This is a genomic window from Pseudomonas putida, from assembly GCA_041071465.1.
In the GTDB taxonomy this organism is placed as follows: Bacteria; Pseudomonadota; Gammaproteobacteria; order Pseudomonadales; family Pseudomonadaceae; genus Aquipseudomonas; species Aquipseudomonas putida_P.
On sequence record CP163498.1, the window covers coordinates 6,153,225 to 6,171,062 of the forward strand.

Here is a 17,838-nt window from a genome sequence, read left to right on the forward strand (position 1 = left end):
TTTTTGCTTTATCATGGCAGCATTCCTTTGCATGAGTTATCCATGAAATTCGCTATCGCGGTGTTCTCCCGGCCCATGCGCCCTCCTCGCGGCGTGCCTTGCGCTATGCCGAGGCAGTGCTGGCCGGCGGGCATGAGATTGCCCGGCTGTTCTTCTATCAGGACGGGGTGCACAGTGCCTCGGCCAACGTGGTCGCCCCCCAGGACGAACTGGACGTGGCTGGCCAGTGGCGTACCTTTATCGAGACCCACCAGTTGGACGCCGTGGTGTGCATCGCCGCTGCCCTGCGCCGTGGCGTGCTCGATGAAGCCGAAGCCAACCGTTACCAGCGCCCGGCCGTGAACCTGCCCAAACCTTGGGAACTGTCGGGGCTTGGCCAACTGCATGAAGCGGCGCAGGTTGCTGACCGCCTTGTCTGCTTCGGAGGCGATTGAAATGGCTAAATCCATGTTGATCATCAGCCGCCAGGCCCCGTGGAACGGCCCATCGGCCCGTGAGGCACTGGACATCGCCCTGGCCGGCGGGGCATTCGACCTGCCGCTGGGCATGCTGTTTCTGGACGACGGCGTGTTCCAGCTCGCTCCCGGCCAGCAACCCACCGAGGTGCAACAGAAGAACCTGGCCGCTAACCTGCAAGCGCTGCCGATGTTCGGTGTAGAGGAACTGTTCGCTTGCAGCCACAGCCTCACCCGCCGCGGCCTGGCAGCCGATACCCTGGCACTGCCGGTGCAAGTGCTCGATGACGCGGCCTTGTCCGCGCTGATCGCCCGTTTTGACCAGGTGATAACACTTTGATGACGACCCTGCATGTAAATTGCCCACTCCCCGTTTGGCGACGAGCGCCTGGCCAGCTGCCTGCGCCTGCTCGGAGCCGACGACGCGCTGCTACTGTGCGGCGATGCGGTGTATGCCCTGCGCTGCGGCAGCGAGCCGCACCGCCAGCTGCAAGGTGCCGGCCTAGCCACACGCCTGTTCGCCCTGAACGAAGACCTGCAAGCCCGCGCCATCGACAACGAACTGGCCAAAGCCGTGGACTACGCCGGGTTCGTCGAACTGTCGCTTCACTACGACAAGGTCAATAGCTGGCTATGAGTACGCTCACCGTTGGCGATCAAGCGATCGCCCTGGACAAGGACGGCTTCCTGGTCGACCTGCAAGACTGGTCCCACGCTGCTGCCGAGGCCTTGGCCGAACGCGAAGGCATCCTGCTGACGGCGGACCACTGGGAGATCCTCGAACTGTTGCGCCAGTTCTACCAGGAATTCCAGCTGTCCCCGGCCACGCGCCCGCTGATCAAGTACACGGCGCTGAAACTGGGCCCGGACAAGGGCAACAGCCCGCACCTGAACCGCCTGTTCAACGGCACCCCCGCCAAACTCGCCGCCAAGCTGGCGGGCCTGCCCAAGCCGACCAACTGCATATGACCGACCCTCGTCCGCTCACCCTGGAAACTCCCGCCGAACACCCGTTCGCCGAATTCGTGCGCATTCTCGGCAAAGGCAAGCGCGGTGCGCGCGGCCTGACCCGCGAAGAAGCCCGTGCTGCCATGACCCTGCTGCTGGAAGGCAAGGTCGAAGACACTCAGCTGGGCGCCTTCCTCATGCTGCTGCGGCACAAGGAAGAAAGCGCCGAAGAACTGGCCGGCTTCACCGAGGCCCTGCGCTCCCACCTGCAGGCACCGCGCATCGCCGTGGACCTGGACTGGCCCACTTACGCCGGCAAGAAGCGCCACCTGCCCTGGTACCTGTTGGCTGCCAAGTGCCTGGCCAACAATGGCGTGCGCATCCTGATGCACGGCGGTGGCGCGCACACCGCCGGGCGCATGTACAGCGAACAGTTGCTCGAACGGTTGCAGATCCCGCTGTGCCGCGATTGGGATGCAGTCGGCAACGCACTGGACCAGCATCAGTTGGCGTTCTTCCCGCTGCACGATTGGGCGCCGCAATTGCAGCGCATGATCGACCTGCGCAACACCTTGGGCCTGCGCTCACCGATCCACTCGCTGGCCCGGGTGCTCAACCCGCTGGGTGCGCGCTGTGGCCTGCAAAGCATCTTCCATCCCGGCTATCAGGCCGTGCACCGCGAGGCTAGCCGGCTGCTGGGCGATCATGCCGTGGTGATCAAGGGCGACGGTGGCGAGATCGAGGTCAACCCTGATGTCATCAGCCACCTCTACGGCACCACGGCGGGCGAAGCGTGGGACGAAGAGTGGCCAGCGCTGAGCGAGCGCCGACATGTCAAACCGCCCAGCCTGCAGGCCGAACAGTTGCTGGCGTTCTGGCGTGGCGAGATTGAAGACAGCTATGGCGAGAAGGCCGTCATCGCCACCATGGCCCTGGCATTGCGGGGCTTAGGGCGGGACCGCGAACAAGCGTTTGCGACAGCTCAAGGCTATTGGAACACGCGAAACCGATCGATTTAACCGATCGTATAACCCCGATCTTTGCGCTATTTGTTCGAACGATTTGGCCTAGACTGGGCTCCAACGAGAAATCACTTTGTACCGAGGAGCTCACTCATGGGCCTTTTGATCGACGGCCGCTGGCATGACCAGTGGTATGAAAACGGCAAGGACGGTACGTTCAAACGCGAAAACGCCCAACGCCGCAATCAACTCCCCGCCCCCGAAGCCGGCCGTTACCACCTGTACGTCTCGCTGGCCTGCCCATGGGCTCATCGCACCCTGATCTTGCGCACCCTCAAAGGCCTTGAGCCATTGATCGATGTGTCGGTGGTCAGTTGGCTGATGCAAGACCATGGCTGGACCTTCGACCAGCAGCAAGGCTCCAGCGGCGACCACCTTGGCGCCCTGCAGTATCTGCACCAGCGCTATACCCAGGATGACCCGCATTACACCGGCCGGGTGACCGTGCCTGTCCTGTGGGACAAGAAAGAGCAGCGCATCGTCAACAACGAATCGTCGGAGATCATCCGTATCTTCAACAGCGCGTTCAACGAGCTGACTGGCAACACCCTGGATTTGTACCCGAACCACTGCGACCGGTCATCGAGGCGCTGAACGAGCGCATTTATCCGGCGGTGAACAACGGCGTTTACCGGGCAGGCTTTGCCACCACGCAAGACGCCTACGAAGCGGCGTTTGATGATGTGTTCAACGAACTGGATTACCTGGAAGACTTGCTAAGCCGCAATCGCTACCTGGCGGGCGAGTACCTGACTGAGGCCGATGTACGCCTGTTCACCACGCTTGTGCGCTTCGATGCGGTGTACCACGGGCACTTCAAGTGCAACCTGCGGCGCCTGAGCGACTACCACAACCTGTCGAACTGGCTGCGCGAGCTGTACCAGTGGCCAGGGGTAGCGGCCACTGTGGATATGGAGCATATACAGAAGCACTACTACATGAGCCACAAGACCATCAACCCGAACGGGATAGTGCCTAAAGGGCCTTTGCTGGACTTTGGCGCGCCGCATGATCGGGAGCGGCTGGTGGGCAAGGGGATTTGGCAGGCTTGAGAAAGCCGGGGCTGCTTTGCAGCCCCAGCATTGTCAGCTGTTCTGCGAACCTTCGAACCAGGCCAGCTTTTCACGCAACTGCACCACTTCCCCGACAATTACCAGGGTTGGCGCATGCACTTCATGCTGGGCCACCAGGCCCGGCAGGTCTGCCAGGGTACCGGTGAACACCCGCTGGTTTCGCGTCGTCCCCTGCTGAACCAAAGCAGCCGGTGTGCTGGCCGCTCGCCCATGGCGAATCAACTCGGCGCAAATGGTCGGCAAACCCACCAACCCCATGTAGAACACCAAGGTCTGCGCTGGCGCCACCAGGTCATTCCACGGCAAGTTGCTGGTGCCATCCTTCAGGTGCCCGGTGACGAAACGCACCGACTGGGCATAGTCGCGGTGAGTCAGCGGAATGCCGCCATAAGCGGAACAGCCACTGGCCGCCGTGATGCCCGGCACCACCTGGAACGGGATGCCATGCTCGGCCAGCTCCTCGATCTCTTCGCCTCCCCGGCCGAAGATGAACGGGTCGCCACCCTTCAGGCGCAGCACCCGCTTGCCCTGCTGGGCCAGATCGACCAGCAGGCGGTTGATCTGATCCTGCGGCACGGCATGCTCAGCGCGGCGCTTGCCCACGTAGATGCGCTCGGCATCCCGCCGGCACATCTCGATAATAGCTGGCGCCACCAGGCGGTCGTACAGCACCACATCGGCCTGCTGCATCAGGCGCAAGGCTCGGAAGGTCAGCAAGTCCGGATCGCCCGGGCCAGCACCTACCAAGTACACCTCACCGCCCTGCTGCACCGGCGCGCCTTCTACCATCGCCTGCAACAGGCGCTCGGCTTCAGCGCCCTGCCCGGCCAGCTGGCGCTCGGCGATCGGCCCCTGGAACACGGTTTCCCAGAAGCCGCGGCGCTGATTGACGTCTGGGTACAAGGATTTGACCTTGTGCCGGAAACGCGCCGCCAGCCCGGCCAGCTCGCCGTAGGCCGAAGGGATCCACGCCTCCAGCTTGGCGCGAATCAAGCGCGCCAGCACTGGGGCATCACCACCGCTGGAAACCGCAATCACCAGCGGCGAGCGGTCGACGATCGCCGGGAAGATCACCGTGCACAGGGCCGGCGCATCCACCACGTTGACCGGCAGGCTGAGGGCCTGCGCATCGGCCGACACCTGGGCATTGAGCCCAGGGTCGTCGGTAGCCGCGATCACCAGCCGGCAACCGACAAGGTCGGCTGCCTGATAGCCACGCACCAGCACCTCACCGCCACCTTCCCGGGCCAACGCGGCCAACTGGCCGTCGACGTCCGGCGCCACCACGCGCAGCACACCGCCGGCATCGGCCAGCAGGCGCGCCTTGCGCAAGGCGATCTCACCGCCGCCGACGACCAGCACGCGGCCGCCCTGCAGCTTGTGGAACAGCGGCAGGTAATTCATTTAGCGGATGACCTCGACGCCGCCCATGTACGGCTTCAGCACTTCCGGCACCAGGATCGAGCCGTCGGCCTGCTGGTAGTTTTCCAATACGGCAACCAAGGTACGGCCTACGGCCAGGCCAGAGCCGTTGAGGGTGTGCACCAGTTCTGGCTTGCCGGTTTCCGGGTTACGCCAGCGGGCCTGCATGCGGCGCGCCTGGAAGTCGCCGCAGTTGGAGCACGAGCTGATTTCGCGGTACTTGTCCTGGCTCGGCACCCACACTTCCAGGTCGTAGGTTTTCACTGCACCAAAGCCCATGTCGCCGGTGCACAGGGCCAGCACGCGGTACGGCAGCTCCAGCAACTGCAGCACGCGCTCAGCGTTGGCAGTCAGGCCTTCCAAGGCTTCCATCGATTTGGCCGGCTCTACCACCTGGACCATCTCGACCTTGTCGAACTGGTGCTGGCGGATCATGCCGCGGGTGTCGCGGCCGGAAGCACCGGCTTCGCTGCGGAAGCATGGGGTGTGGGCAACCAGTTTCAGCGGCAGTTGCTTGGCGTCGAGGATTTCACCCGCTACCAGGTTGGTCAGCGACACTTCGGCGGTCGGGATCAGGTAGAAGTCAGCCTCGCCTTCGCGGGTGATCTTGAACAGGTCTTCCTCGAACTTGGGCAGCTGGCCGGTGCCCTGTAGGGCCGGAGCCTGCACCAGGTAAGGGGTGTAGTGTTCCTCGTAGCCGTGCTCGCCGGTGTGCAGGTTGATCATGAACTGCGCCAGGGCGCGGTGCAGGCGGGCGATCGGGCCACGCAGCACAGCGAAACGGGCGCCGGACAGCTTGGCAGCCGCTTCGAAGTCCAGGCCACCGCTGACTTCACCAAGGGCGACGTGGTCCTTGATTTCGAAGTCGAACGCCTTCGGCGTGCCCCAACGGCGCACTTCGACGTTGTCGTCTTCGCTGGCACCGACCGGTACGCTCGCGTCCGGCAGGTTGGGGATGGTCAGCAGAATGCCGTCCAGCTCGGCCTGGATACCGTCCAGCTCAAGCTTGCCGGCGGCCAGTTCATTGGCCATGCGCTCGACGTCGGCCATCAGCGGCGCGATGTCTTCGCCCTTGGCCTTGGCCTGACCGATGGACTTGGAGCGGGCGTTACGCTCGGCCTGCAGTTGCTCGGTGCGGGTCTGCACCGCCTTGCGGCGTTCTTCCAGTGATTCGATGCGCGCGACATCCAGGCTGAAGCCACGGGAGGCCAGGCGATCCGCCACTTCCTGAAGTTGGCCGCGTAACAGTTTGGAATCGAGCATATCGTTCTCTCGTTATATGTAAGTGTTGGTTCAGAATCGGGTCAGGGACAGGCCAGCCCAGGTTGCAAGCAGCCCACCCACCACGCTGATACTGGTATAGCCCAAGGCAAGGGGCACTTGCCCGCTTTCCATCAGGCGCACGGTATCGAGCGAGAAAGAGGAAAAGGTTGTCAGGCCACCGAGGAAGCCGACAATCAAGCCAGCGCGCAATTCGATCGGCGCCAGCGGCTTGTGCAAGAACAAGCCATAGAGCAGGCCGATCAGCAGGCAGCCAACCAGGTTGACCGCCAGCGTACCGGCATAGAAGTGCCGTGGCCAGTGGGCCGCGACCCAATTGGCGGTAGCGAAGCGCAACAAAGTGCCAGCAACACCGCCCGCGCTGACCGCGGCAATGAGTGCGATCATGGTTTTCTCCGCTGACGGGGGCTGTTTCGGTCCAGGTCGGCCAAGTGGCGCAGTTTCTCGCCAATTTTCAGTTCCAGGCCACGGGGCACTGGCTGGTAGTACTGGCGTGGCTCCAGCTCATCGGGGAAGTAATCCTCACCGGCGGCGTAGGCGTCGGGTTCATCGTGGGCGTAGCGGTACTCGTCACCATAGCCCAGTTGCTTCATCAGCTTGGTCGGGGCATTGCGCAGGTGCAGCGGCACTTCCAGCGACCCATGTTCGGCGGCTTCTCGCAGCGCCGTCTTGAAGCCCATGTACACCGCGTTGCTCTTGGGCGCACAGGCCAGGTAGGTGATGGCCTGGGCCACCGCCAGCTCACCCTCGGGGCTGCCAAGGCGCTCCTGCACGTCCCAGGCTGCCAGGCACAGGCTGAGCGCGCGCGGGTCGGCATTACCGATGTCCTCGCTGGCCATACGCACCACGCGGCGGGCGATGTACAGCGGGTCGCAGCCGCCGTCGAGCATGCGGGCGAACCAATACAAAGCGCCATCAGGGTTGGAGCCGCGCACCGATTTGTGCAACGCGGAAATCTGGTCGTAGAACGCCTCGCCGCCCTTGTCGAAACGGCGACGGCTGTCACCCAGCAGGCTCTGCAGCATCTCGACGTCGATCTCGCTGCCATCTTCGGCCAGGTCCGAAGCGTTCTCGAGGAAATTGAGCATGCGCCGGCCATCACCGTCGGCGGCGGCCATCAGCATCTTGAAAGCTTCGTCACCCACCCGCAGGTTGCGCTTGCCCAGGCCACGCTCTTCGGTCAGCGCACGGTTGACCAGCTTGCGCAGGGCCGCCTCGTCCAGGCTCTTGAGCACGTAGACCCGCGCCCGCGACAACAACGCGTTGTTCAGCTCGAACGACGGGTTTTCGGTGGTGGCGCCGATGAACAGCAGTGTGCCGTCTTCCACATAGGGTAGAAAGGCGTCCTGCTGCGACTTGTTGAAACGGTGCACTTCGTCAACGAACAAGATGGTGCGGCGGCCATATTGACCAGCCTGCTGCTTGGCCACCTCCACCGCCTGGCGAATCTCTTTCACCCCAGCCAGCACCGCCGACACCGTTTCGAAGTGCGCATCGCAGAACTGCGCGAGCAGCCGCGCCAGGGTGGTTTTGCCCACCCCAGGCGGCCCCCAGAAAATCATCGAGTGCAGCGCACCCTGCTCCAGCGCCTCGCGCAGCGGTTTACCGCGCGCCAGCAGGTGCTCCTGGCCAACGTATTCATCCAGGTTGGACGGGCGCAGGCGGGCGGCCAGGGGCTGAGCGACGGGTTCGCTTCGAAACAGGTCCATGACGGGCTCTGGTTACTCCTTGATCACGTCGGCGCCTTTGGGGATGTCGAACGTGAACTTGCTGTCCGGCACCGCCTGGTTGGCCTTGACGCCATTGAACAGGATGTTGGTGCGCTGACCAACACTGTCGATCAATTGCATGTCATTGATCAGGCCCTTGCGGAACGAGACGCGCAGCGAATCGAACAGCGTGTCCTTGGTCTTGGGCTTGAGGGTGAAGTCCATTACTTCGCCCTGCTCCTTCGAGGCGATATCGAAACTCTGGCTGATCTTCGACACGTCACCGGACAGCAGCAGAGCCGGGGTCTGGTTCAGACGCACGTCGAGCTTCTTGATGGTGGCCTGCTCCAGGTCCGGGTCCCACAGGGTGACGTTCTTGCCATCCGACACCACCACCTGCTCCTGCGGCGCATCGGTGTGCCAGTAGAACAGGCCTGGGCGCTTGACCGTCATCTTGCCCGAGGTTTCCTGCAAGCTGGTGCCATCGGCGCCCAGGGTCAGCTGGGAAAAGTTGGCCTCGATGGTCTGCGACTTCTCCAGCAGCTGGGTCAAGCGTTGTACATCTTGCTCACCGGCATAAGCCGTAACAGTGCCCAGAGCCAGGGCAGAAACCAACAGCATGCGAATCGCGCGCATGGGAATCCTCATTGAGCGTTGAAAAGGCCGGGCACCACCGTTGGCGCCCGACAGGGTGTTCATCAGTCGCGCGGGCCACCTGGGGCAATCACTTCCCGCGAGCCGTTACTGTTCATCGGGGTGACGACGCCAGCCATCTCCATCGACTCGATCATGCGCGCAGCACGGTTGTAGCCGATCTTCAACTTGCGTTGCACTGCAGAAATGGAAGCACGACGGCTCTCAAGCACGAATTGCACCGCTTCATCATACAGTGCATCGGTTTCGGCATCGTCACCATCGCCACCACCGCCGCCGCCATCGAAGCCGCTGCCGGCCTCTTCGACGCCGTTGAGGATGTCGTCGTTGTAGTCCGGGGCGCCGCGCAGCTTCCACGCTTCGACCGTGCGGTGCACTTCGTCGTCGGAAACGAACGCACCGTGCACGCGGATTGGCAGGCTGGTGCCCGGCGGCATGTACAGCATGTCGCCGTGGCCCAGCAACTGCTCGGCGCCGCCTTGGTCGATGATGGTGCGCGAGTCGATCTTGCTCGACACCTGGAACGCCATACGGGTCGGAATGTTGGCCTTGATCAGGCCGGTGATCACGTCCACCGACGGGCGCTGCGTGGCGAGGATCAGGTGGATACCGGCTGCCCGCGCCTTCTGCGCGATACGGGCAATCAGCTCTTCGACCTTCTTACCGACGATCATCATCATGTCGGCGAACTCGTCCACCACCACCACGATGGTCGGCAGGGTTTTCAGTGTAGGCGGCTCGTCGTCCATGCTCTCGCGGCGATACAGCGGATCATGGATGACTTCACCGGCTTCCTGGGCGTCCTTGATCTTGCGGTTGAAGCCAGCCAGGTTACGCACGCCCATGGCCGCCATCAGCTTGTAGCGCCGTTCCATCTCGGCCACGCTCCAGCGCAAGGCGTTGGCGGCGTCCTTCATATCGGTGACCACCGGGCACAGAAGGTGCGGGATGCCTTCGTAGATGGACAGTTCGAGCATTTTCGGGTCGATCATGATCAGCCGCGCGTCTTCCGGGCTGGATTTGAACAGGATCGACAGAATCATCGCGTTGACACCCACCGACTTACCAGAACCCGTAGTACCGGCCACCAGCAGGTGCGGCATCTTCGCCAGGTCGGTGATCACCGGCTTGCCGCCGATGTCGTGGCCCAAGGCCAGGGTGACCGGCGATTTCTGCTCGTCGAACTGCGGCGTGGCCAGCACTTCGGAGAAGCGCACCATCTGGCGGTTTTCGTTGGGGATCTCGATACCGACGGTGGTCTTGCCAGGGATGACCTCGACAACCCGCACGCTGGTCACGGCCAGCGAACGCGCCAGGTCCTTTGCCAGGTTGGCGATGCGGCTGACCTTCACACCGGCGGCCGGTTGGATTTCGTAGCGGGTAATCACCGGGCCCGGGTGGATCGAGTCCACCGCCACTTCCACACCGAATTCCTTGAGCTTGATTTCCAGCAGCTGACCGACACCGGCCAGAGACTCCGGCGAGTACTCGATCTTCTTCTGCTCCGCCGGGTCGAGAATGGAAATCGACGGCAAGGTGCCTTCCACGGCGCTGTCGACGAACAGCGGCGCCTGCTTCTCCTTCATCACCCGCTTGCTCGGTTCCGGCGCCTTGTCGGCTGCCGGTGGCACGATCATCGGGGTTGCAGGCTGCGCACGTGGCACCACCGCGTCACGCGGCACGACCGGCTCACGGGCGAGGGTTGGCTCGCGCGGCGGGGCGGCAGGCTCGCGGCCGAGGGTTGGCTCACGGGGTTCAACCACCGGGGCGGGCGACTCTTCACGCTTGAAGATACGTTCACGCAGCGCCGGTTTAGCCGGTTCCCGCTTCTCGGTGGCCATGGGTGCAGCCCTGACCACTGGCTCATCCTCGCGCAGCTGTGCCTCGAGGCGCTTGCGCTCGTTGCGCGCTTCCCACCAGCGATTGGCCGCCCCTTGCACCAGTTCGAACAGGTCGAGGGTGATCTTGCCGGTCAGGTCCATCACCTTGAACCACGACAGATCGGTGAACACGGTCAGGCCGAACAGGAACAGGGCAATGAACATCAGCGTGCTGCCCTGCACGTTCAGCAGGTTGCGCGCCAGGTCGCCGAGGCTTTCGCCCAGTGCACCACCGGCGGAGAACGGCAGGCTCGCCGGCGGGTGGAAGTGGATATGCGCCAGCGCCGCCCCCGACAGCACCAGGAACACCAGGCCGATCAGCCGCCAGGAGAACAACCAGCCGCTCCAATCCCACGGCTGGTGGCGCTCACGGAATATCTGCCAAGTCTTGACCGCCAGCAGCAGCGGGAAGATATAGGCGAAGTAGCCCAGCACCATGAACAGGATGTCGGCGAAGTAGGCACCGGCACGCCCGGCAGCATTCTGCACCTGGTCGACGTTGCTGGTGTGGCTGAAGCCTGGGTCAGAGGTGTCGTAGGTCAGCAGCGCCATCCACAGGTACAGGCACAGGGCGCCGACAGCGATCAACGCACCTTCCTTGAGGCGATAATGCAGCTGCTGCCGCCACAGAGGCACAGGCAAGGGAGCTGGGGTTGCGGTGGATTTCTTCAAAACGCGTCTATTCCTGCGCGTGGTGCGCGTCCAATAGTGATCGGCCGCTGCGCGACCAATGAACCACTACTTTTAACATTACTGCCCGCCAGCCGCCATGACGGCACGCCGTATGGGTGTTTGAGCGGGGGCGAATCATATAGCTGCAATTTGAGCACGCATTTTCTTTTGTGACAAAGGCTTATGCTGTGTTTTTGCACAGGTGTGACAGCAAATGTAGCGGATGGTGCCTGCGGCTTGATGAATGTGTCTTAAATTGCCTGTTTTCATCGCCCGCGAAGAAGCCAAAGAGATTGACCCTGCATTTCACCCGCGCCATGCTGCCCTCTCCCCTCCCCCACCGCACGATAGACCATGCTTACTTGGCTGACTCGCGACTCGCTGACCTTCCCACCCCTGGAAAAGGCCCTGCATGACCCCAACGGCCTGCTGGCCGCTGGCGGTGACCTGAGCCCCGAGCGCCTGGTACAAGCGTATCGCCATGGCTGCTTCCCGTGGTACCAGGACGGCCAGCCGATCCTGTGGTGGTCGCCCGACCCACGTACAGTGCTGCTCCCCGACCAGTTGCACGTGTCGCGCTCGCTGGCCAAGCTGATGCGCCAAGGCCGCTACCAGGTCAGCTTCGACACCGACTTTCCGGCCGTGATCGCCGCCTGCGCTGCGCCACGCGACTACGCCGACGGCACCTGGATTACCGACACCATGCGCAACGCCTATTGCGAGCTGCACCGCCGCGGCATCGCCCATTCGGTGGAGGTACGCCAGGACGGTAAGCTGGTCGGCGGCCTGTACGGCCTGGCCATGGGCCAGCTGTTCTTTGGCGAATCGATGTTCAGCCGCGCCGACAACGCCTCCAAGGTCGGCTTCGTCACCCTGGTCAACCACCTGCGCGATGCGGGCTTTGCGCTTATCGACTGCCAGATGCCCACCAACCACCTGCACAGCCTGGGTGCCCATGCCATCAGCCGCGCCGAGTTCGCCGATTACCTGGCACGCCACCTCGACCAGCCCAACAGCGCTACATGGGTTGCCTAGGCGAGTTGCCGTAGCTGGCTTACACTTAAATCAAAGTCTCACCGAGGGGGTTGATCATGACAGAGCTGGCGCGGTTGAAGTTCTATGCCACTCAACCCCACTCCTGCAGCTACCTGCCAGACGAGCAGGCGACCACGCTGTTCCTCGACCCCAGCCAGCCGATGGACGTGAATGTGTACGCCGACTTGTCGGAAATGGGCTTTCGACGCAGCGGCGACCACCTGTACCGCCCACATTGCCAGAACTGCAACGCCTGCGTGCCGGCGCGCATCCCGGCGGCGCGCTTCATCCCCAACCGCCAGCAGCGGCGCATCCTCAAACGCAACGCCGACCTGACCGTGACGGCAGCTCGCCCGGCGTTCAAGGAAGAGTACTTCGAGCTCTACCGGCGCTACATCGAAACGCGCCACGCCGACGGTGACATGTACCCACCCAGCCGCGACCAGTTCTCCACTTTTCTGGTACGTGACCTGCCGTTCTGCTGGTTCTACGAGTTCCGCCTCGAAGGCCACCTGATGGCGGTGGCCGTGTGCGACCTGCTGCCCAATGGCCTGTCAGCGGTGTACACCTTCTACGAGCCGGACGAGGAACGCCGCAGCCTTGGCCGCTTCGCCATCCTCTGGCAGATCACCGAAGCCCTTCGCCAGGACCTGGAAGCGGTGTACCTGGGTTACTGGATCAAGAACTGCAAGAAAATGAACTACAAGACGCAGTATCGGCCTATCGAGCTGCTGATAAACCAGCGTTGGGTCACCCTCAACTGAAAGACATTGGCTTGACACGCAGTTTTCCGGCATAATCCACGCCACTTTTTTGCCCGGTGCGGTTATGCGTCGGGCCAACACTGGATCCGAGGGCTCTACTGCATGTCGAAAGAAGACAGCTTCGAAATGGAAGGTACTGTCGTCGACACCCTGCCCAACACCATGTTCCGCGTGGAGTTGGAAAACGGGCACGTCGTAACCGCGCACATCTCCGGAAAGATGCGCAAGAACTACATCCGTATTCTCACTGGCGACAAGGTCCGCGTCGAGCTGACGCCTTATGACCTGAGCAAAGGCCGCATCACCTACCGTGCGCGCTAAGCTCCAGCCATGAAAAAGCCCGGCCATGTGCCGGGCTTTTTTGTGCCTGCCAGATTACAAGGGGGCTGCTTTGCAGCCCCCTGCATCACGCGACCTCAGCCGTGGTCTCGAAGTCGAACACCAGTTCGCCATCGCGCAGGTCGACGTGCACCACGCCGCCATGCTCGGCCAGCTCGCCGAACAAGATCTCCTCGGCCAGCGGCCGCTTGATCTTGTCCTGGATCAGCCGCGCCATCGGCCGCGCACCCATCTGCGCGTCGTACCCCGAAACCGCCAGCCAGCCGCGCGCATCATCGCTGACTTCCAGCAGCACACGCTTGTCTTCCAGCTGCGCCTGCAGTTCGATAAGGAACTTGTCGACGATGCTTTTGATCGTCTCTGTGCTCAGGCGGCCAAACTGGATGATGGTATCCAGGCGGTTGCGGAACTCTGGCGTGAAGCTCTTGCGGATCACTTCCATGGCATCGGACGCGTGGTCCTGATGAGTGAAGCCGATCGACGCCCGCGCCGCGGTTTCGGCACCGGCGTTGGTGGTCATGATCAGGATCACGTTACGGAAGTCGGCTTTGCGCCCGTTGTTGTCGGTCAGGGTACCGTGGTCCATCACCTGCAACAGCAGGTTGAAGACTTCCGGGTGAGCCTTCTCGATTTCGTCGAGCAGCAACACGCAGTGCGGTTGTTTGGTAATCGCCTCGGTCAGCAAACCACCCTGGTCGAAACCAACATAACCAGGCGGCGCACCGATGAGGCGCGACACGGTGTGGCGTTCCATGTACTCGGACATGTCGAAGCGCACCAGTTCCACGCCCAGCGCCTTGGCCAGCTGCCGCGCCGCTTCGGTCTTGCCGACACCAGTGGGGCCAGCGAACAGGAACGAACCAACCGGTTTGTCTGGCGACTTGAGGCCGGCACGAGACAGCTTGATCGCGGTAGACAGCGAGTCGATTGCCTGGTCCTGGCCGAACACGGTCAGTTTCAGGTCGCGCTCAAGGTTACGCAGCAGCTCCTTGTCGGAACTGCTGACATGCTTCGGCGGAATCCGCGCGATCTTGGCGACGATATCCTCGACTTGCGGCACATCGATGCGCTTGACGCGGTTGGCCTCCGGTTGCAGACGCTGGTAGGCGCCGGCTTCGTCGATTACGTCGATGGCCTTGTCCGGCATGTGCCGGTCATTGATGTAGCGCGAGGCCAGTTCAGCGGCGGCGCGCAGGGCTTCGTCACTGTACTCGATGTTGTGGTGGCTTTCGAAACGCCCCTTCAGGCCGCGCAGAATGCCCACGGTGTCTTCGACCGATGGCTCGCTGACGTCCACCTTCTGGAAGCGCCGTGCCAGCGCACGGTCCTTCTCGAAGATGCCGCGAAACTCCTGGAAGGTGGTCGAGCCGATACAACGGATTTCACCCGACGACAGCAGCGGCTTGAGCAGGTTGGAGGCATCCATCACCCCACCCGACGCTGCACCGGCACCGATGATGGTGTGGATTTCGTCGATGAACAGGATGGCCTGCGGGCGCTTGCGCAGCTCACCGAGCAGCGCCTTGAAACGCTTCTCGAAGTCGCCACGGTATTTGGTACCGGCCAGCAGCGCGCCCAGGTCGAGGGAATACACCACGCTCTGCGCCAGCAGGTCGGGCACCTGGCCGTCGACGATGCGCTTGGCCAGGCCTTCGGCGATGGCCGTCTTGCCCACGCCTGCCTCACCCACCAGCAGCGGGTTGTTCTTGCGCCGACGGGCAAGGATTTGCGCCACCCGCTCCACTTCCTGCTCGCGGCCGACCAGTGGGTCGATGCGGCCGGCACGCGCCAGCTCGTTCAGGTTGCTGGCATAGGCGTCCAGTGGGTTGCTCGAAGAGGAGGTTTCACCGCCCTCTTCGTCCTGCATTTCCTGGTCGCTTTCAGACTGCGAACCATGCCCTGGCACCTTGGAGATACCATGGGCGATGTAGTTGACCACGTCGATACGGGCCACGCTCTGCTGCTTGAGCAGAAACACGGCCTGGCTTTCCTGTTCGCTGAAGATCGCCACCAGCACATTGGCGCCAGTCACTTCGCGCTTGCCGGAGCTTTGCACGTGGAACACGGCACGCTGCAGCACACGCTGGAAGCCCAGGGTCGGCTGGGTTTCCCGGTCTTCGTCGTTGACAGGAATCAGCGGCGTTGTGGAGTCGATGAACTCTTGCAGGTCATGCTTGAGTTTGTCGAGATTGGCGCCACAGGCGCGCAGAACGGTCGCAGCAGCCTCATTGTCAAGGAGTGCCAGCAGCAGATGTTCGACAGTCATGAACTCATGACGCTTCGAACGGGCCTCCTTGAAGGCCAGATTGAGGGTGACTTCGAGCTCGCGGTTTAACATAGCTTCACCTCATACCCAAGTGGTCGGCGATTAACCGTCCTTCTCGATTTCACAGAGTAGCGGATGCTGGCTTTCCCTGGCGTATTGGTTGACCTGCATAGCCTTTGTTTCGGCGATGTCACGGGTAAACAATCCGCACACTGCCCGCCCTTCTGTATGGACGGTCAGCATGATCTTGGTCGCCAGCTCGCGGTTCAGACTGAAGAACGTCTCGAGCACTTCGACGACGAAATCCATTGGCGTGTAGTCATCGTTGAACAAAACCACCTTGTACATCGGTGGCGCCTGCAGGATCGGCTTGGCTTCCTGAACTGCAAGACCCGAGCCGTCGTCCTCATTCGATTGCGGGCGATCCTGATTGAATGTTAGTCGAATCTCACTAGGTGCATGCATGGAAAGAATTTCATCATGAGCGTCAGGTTAAGGTTGTGGGTTGACCGCACAGGCCACCGCCAGCGCAGGCGCCGCGTGACCTTGACTATCGGCAAAACGGTGTTACAACCAATAAGAACCCACCGTGGTCGATAAAGATCCGCGCAGTCAACCAGATTTTTCGCAAGGTTCGTATGCGGATGACGTGGATGATACTCCAGTGATGGAGTCCTTTGCAGAGGGACATAGGGATGGCAAGCGGTAAAGTCAAGTGGTTCAACAATGCCAAGGGCTATGGATTCATCAATGAGGACGGCGGAACCGAAGATCTGTTCGCACACTATTCGGCGATCCAGATGGACGGTTACAAGACGCTGAAAGCCGGACAAGCTGTGACGTTCAACATCATCCAGGGCCCGAAAGGCCTGCATGCGGTTGAAATCAAGGGCATCAACGTCAGCGCTTCAACGGGAGTACCGAACTCGCCCACGACCGCTAATGCGTGAACCCTGCTTTACTGCCGGTATACGAAAAAACCGGCCGCTTCTTTACAGGAAGCGGCCGGTTTTGTATTGCCTTACATGTGCTTGATCATTTCATCGCCAAAACCTGAGCTGCTCACCAGCCGGGCCCCCTCCATCAGCCGCTCGAAATCGTAGGTCACGGTCTTGGCCGCAATCGCGCCGTTGGTGCCCTTGATGATCAGGTCGGCGGCCTCGGTCCAGCCCATGTGGCGCAGCATCATTTCTGCCGAGAGTATCACCGAGCCCGGGTTGACCTTGTCCTGCCCGGCATACTTGGGCGCGGTGCCGTGGGTGGCCTCGAACATGGCCACGGTGTCGGACAGGTTGGCGCCCGGCGCAATGCCGATACCGCCCACCTCCGCCGCCAGGGCGTCGGATAGGTAGTCACCGTTGAGGTTGAGCGTGGCAATCACGTCGTACTCGGCCGGGCGCAGCAAAATCTGCTGCAGCATGGCGTCGGCAATGGCGTCCTTGACGATGACCTCGCGGCCACTCTTGGGGTTCTTGAACTTCATCCACGGGCCGCCATCGAGCAGTTCGGCGCCGAACTCGTCCCGCGCCACCTCGTAGCCCCAGTCCTTGAAGGCCCCTTCGGTGAACTTCATGATGTTGCCCTTGTGCACCAGGGTCAGCGACTCGCGGTCATTGTCCACCACGTATTGCAGGGCCTTGCGCACCAGGCGCTTGGTGCCCTCGCGGGATACCGGCTTGACGCCGATGCCGCAGTCCTGGTCGAAACGGATCTTGGTGACGCCCATTTCCTCTTTAAGGAACTTGATCACCTTGTTCGCCTCGGGCGAGCCGGCCTTCCACTCGATGCCCGCGTAAATGTCCTCGGAGTTCTCGCGGAAGATCACCATGTCGACGTCGCCCGGCTTTTTCACCGGGCTCGGCACACCCTGGAACCACAGCACCGGGCGCAGGCACACGTACAGGTCGAGCTGCTGGCGCAGCGCCACGTTGAGCGAGCGGATGCCGCCACCGACCGGGGTGGTAAGCGGGCCCTTGATCGACACCACGTAATCTCGCACGGCATCGAGGGTTTCCTGCGGCAGCCAGGTGTCCTGGTCGTATACCTGGGTGGCTTTTTCGCCGGCGTACACCTCCATCCAGGCAATCTTGCGCTTGCCGCCATAGGCCTTCTGCACGGCGGCGTCGACCACCTTGATCATCACGGGCGAGACATCGATGCCGATCCCGTCGCCCTCGATGTACGGAATGATCGGATTGTCAGGCACGTTGAGCGAATGGTCTGCATTGACGGTGATCTTGGCGCCGTCGGTCGGAACCTTGATTTTCTGGTATCCCATGCTTGCACTACTCCGCTGTCGGGTGTGGTTTGGACATCAT

The 17,838-nt window shown here is 62.2% G+C and carries 16 protein-coding genes and 3 pseudogenes; 10 read left to right on the forward strand and 9 right to left on the reverse strand.

Going from position 1 to position 17,838, the window contains the following annotated elements; translation table 11 throughout:
* Positions 1 to 42: 42 nt before the first annotated feature.
* From tusD to AB5975_28275, 6 genes and pseudogenes are all read left to right on the forward strand, one after another.
* Positions 43 to 434, forward strand: a pseudogene (gene tusD, locus AB5975_28250) (sulfurtransferase complex subunit TusD).
* A gap of 1 nt (position 435) precedes the next feature.
* Positions 436 to 795 carry a sulfurtransferase complex subunit TusC gene (gene tusC / locus AB5975_28255; GenBank protein XDR20274.1) on the forward strand — a complete coding sequence of 120 codons (360 nt, stop codon included), beginning with the start codon at positions 436 to 438 and terminating at the stop codon, positions 793 to 795.
* Positions 795 to 1,092 (forward strand): annotated as a pseudogene (gene tusB / locus AB5975_28260) (sulfurtransferase complex subunit TusB). Before tusC ends, tusB begins: the two are co-directional and overlap by 1 nt.
* Entirely contained in the window at positions 1,089 to 1,424 is a 336-nt protein-coding gene (locus tag AB5975_28265; GenBank protein ID XDR20275.1) for a TusE/DsrC/DsvC family sulfur relay protein, read from the forward strand. Before tusB ends, AB5975_28265 begins: the two are co-directional and overlap by 4 nt.
* Positions 1,421 to 2,422 (forward strand): glycosyl transferase family protein, encoded by a 1,002-nt coding sequence (locus tag AB5975_28270; GenBank protein XDR20276.1) that lies wholly within the window; start codon positions 1,421 to 1,423, stop codon positions 2,420 to 2,422. Before AB5975_28265 ends, AB5975_28270 begins: the two co-directional genes overlap by 4 nt.
* A 96-nt stretch (positions 2,423 to 2,518) precedes the next feature.
* Positions 2,519 to 3,477: pseudogene (locus tag AB5975_28275) on the forward strand (glutathione S-transferase family protein).
* Between the two features lie 33 nt (positions 3,478 to 3,510).
* Here the strand turns inward: AB5975_28275 and cysG are convergent.
* From cysG to AB5975_28305, 6 genes are all read right to left on the reverse strand, one after another.
* The gene (cysG, locus tag AB5975_28280; protein ID XDR20277.1) at positions 3,511 to 4,902 is read right to left on the reverse strand and encodes a siroheme synthase CysG; all 1,392 of its coding nucleotides are present in this window, start codon (positions 4,900 to 4,902) and stop codon (positions 3,511 to 3,513) included.
* Complete coding sequence (gene serS / locus AB5975_28285) at positions 4,903 to 6,183, reverse strand: serine--tRNA ligase (GenBank protein ID XDR20278.1); 1,281 nt, start codon at positions 6,181 to 6,183, stop codon at positions 4,903 to 4,905. It lies immediately after the preceding gene.
* Between the two features lie 30 nt (positions 6,184 to 6,213).
* Entirely contained in the window at positions 6,214 to 6,588 is a 375-nt protein-coding gene (gene crcB, locus AB5975_28290; protein XDR20279.1) for a fluoride efflux transporter CrcB, read from the reverse strand.
* Positions 6,585 to 7,910, reverse strand: coding sequence for a replication-associated recombination protein A (locus AB5975_28295; GenBank protein XDR20280.1), 1,326 nt, complete (start codon positions 7,908 to 7,910; stop codon positions 6,585 to 6,587). The genes crcB and AB5975_28295 overlap by 4 nt, the downstream gene beginning before the upstream one ends.
* A 12-nt stretch (positions 7,911 to 7,922) precedes the next feature.
* Positions 7,923 to 8,546: an outer membrane lipoprotein chaperone LolA gene (lolA, locus tag AB5975_28300; protein ID XDR20281.1), complete on the reverse strand. Its 624-nt coding sequence runs from the start codon at positions 8,544 to 8,546 to the stop codon at positions 7,923 to 7,925.
* A 62-nt stretch (positions 8,547 to 8,608) separates the two neighbouring features.
* Entirely contained in the window at positions 8,609 to 11,116 is a 2,508-nt protein-coding gene (locus AB5975_28305; protein ID XDR20282.1) for a DNA translocase FtsK, read from the reverse strand.
* A 354-nt stretch (positions 11,117 to 11,470) separates the two neighbouring features.
* On the opposite strand from AB5975_28305, the gene aat reads away from it, so the two are divergent.
* The 3 genes from aat to infA all read left to right on the forward strand — a co-directional run bounded on the left by aat (position 11,471) and on the right by infA (position 13,236).
* Complete coding sequence (aat, locus tag AB5975_28310; GenBank protein ID XDR20283.1) at positions 11,471 to 12,151, forward strand: leucyl/phenylalanyl-tRNA--protein transferase; 681 nt, start codon at positions 11,471 to 11,473, stop codon at positions 12,149 to 12,151.
* 56 nt (positions 12,152 to 12,207) lie between these two features.
* On the forward strand, positions 12,208 to 12,915 hold the full coding sequence (locus AB5975_28315; protein ID XDR20284.1) for an arginyltransferase: 708 nt from the start codon (positions 12,208 to 12,210) through the stop codon (positions 12,913 to 12,915).
* A gap of 102 nt (positions 12,916 to 13,017) precedes the next feature.
* Positions 13,018 to 13,236, forward strand: a complete 219-nt coding sequence (gene infA / locus AB5975_28320) for a translation initiation factor IF-1 (protein XDR20285.1) — start codon at positions 13,018 to 13,020, stop codon at positions 13,234 to 13,236.
* Between the two features lie 85 nt (positions 13,237 to 13,321).
* On the opposite strand, the gene clpA is transcribed toward infA, so the two are convergent.
* A complete protein-coding gene (clpA, locus tag AB5975_28325) occupies positions 13,322 to 15,592 on the reverse strand; it encodes an ATP-dependent Clp protease ATP-binding subunit ClpA (protein XDR20286.1) in 2,271 nt (756 codons plus the stop codon).
* Positions 15,593 to 15,622: 30 nt separating this feature from the next.
* Positions 15,623 to 15,985, reverse strand: a complete 363-nt coding sequence (gene clpS, locus AB5975_28330; GenBank protein ID XDR20287.1) for an ATP-dependent Clp protease adapter ClpS — start codon at positions 15,983 to 15,985, stop codon at positions 15,623 to 15,625.
* Positions 15,986 to 16,215: 230 nt separating this feature from the next.
* Here clpS and cspD point away from each other — a divergent pair, with 230 nt between their 5' ends.
* Complete coding sequence (gene cspD, locus AB5975_28335; GenBank protein XDR20288.1) at positions 16,216 to 16,470, forward strand: cold shock domain-containing protein CspD; 255 nt, start codon at positions 16,216 to 16,218, stop codon at positions 16,468 to 16,470.
* Between the two features lie 71 nt (positions 16,471 to 16,541).
* Here cspD and icd read toward each other — a convergent pair whose 3' ends face one another.
* On the reverse strand, positions 16,542 to 17,798 hold the full coding sequence (gene icd, locus AB5975_28340) for an NADP-dependent isocitrate dehydrogenase (protein XDR20289.1): 1,257 nt from the start codon (positions 17,796 to 17,798) through the stop codon (positions 16,542 to 16,544).
* Between the last annotated feature and the right edge of the window lie 40 nt (positions 17,799 to 17,838).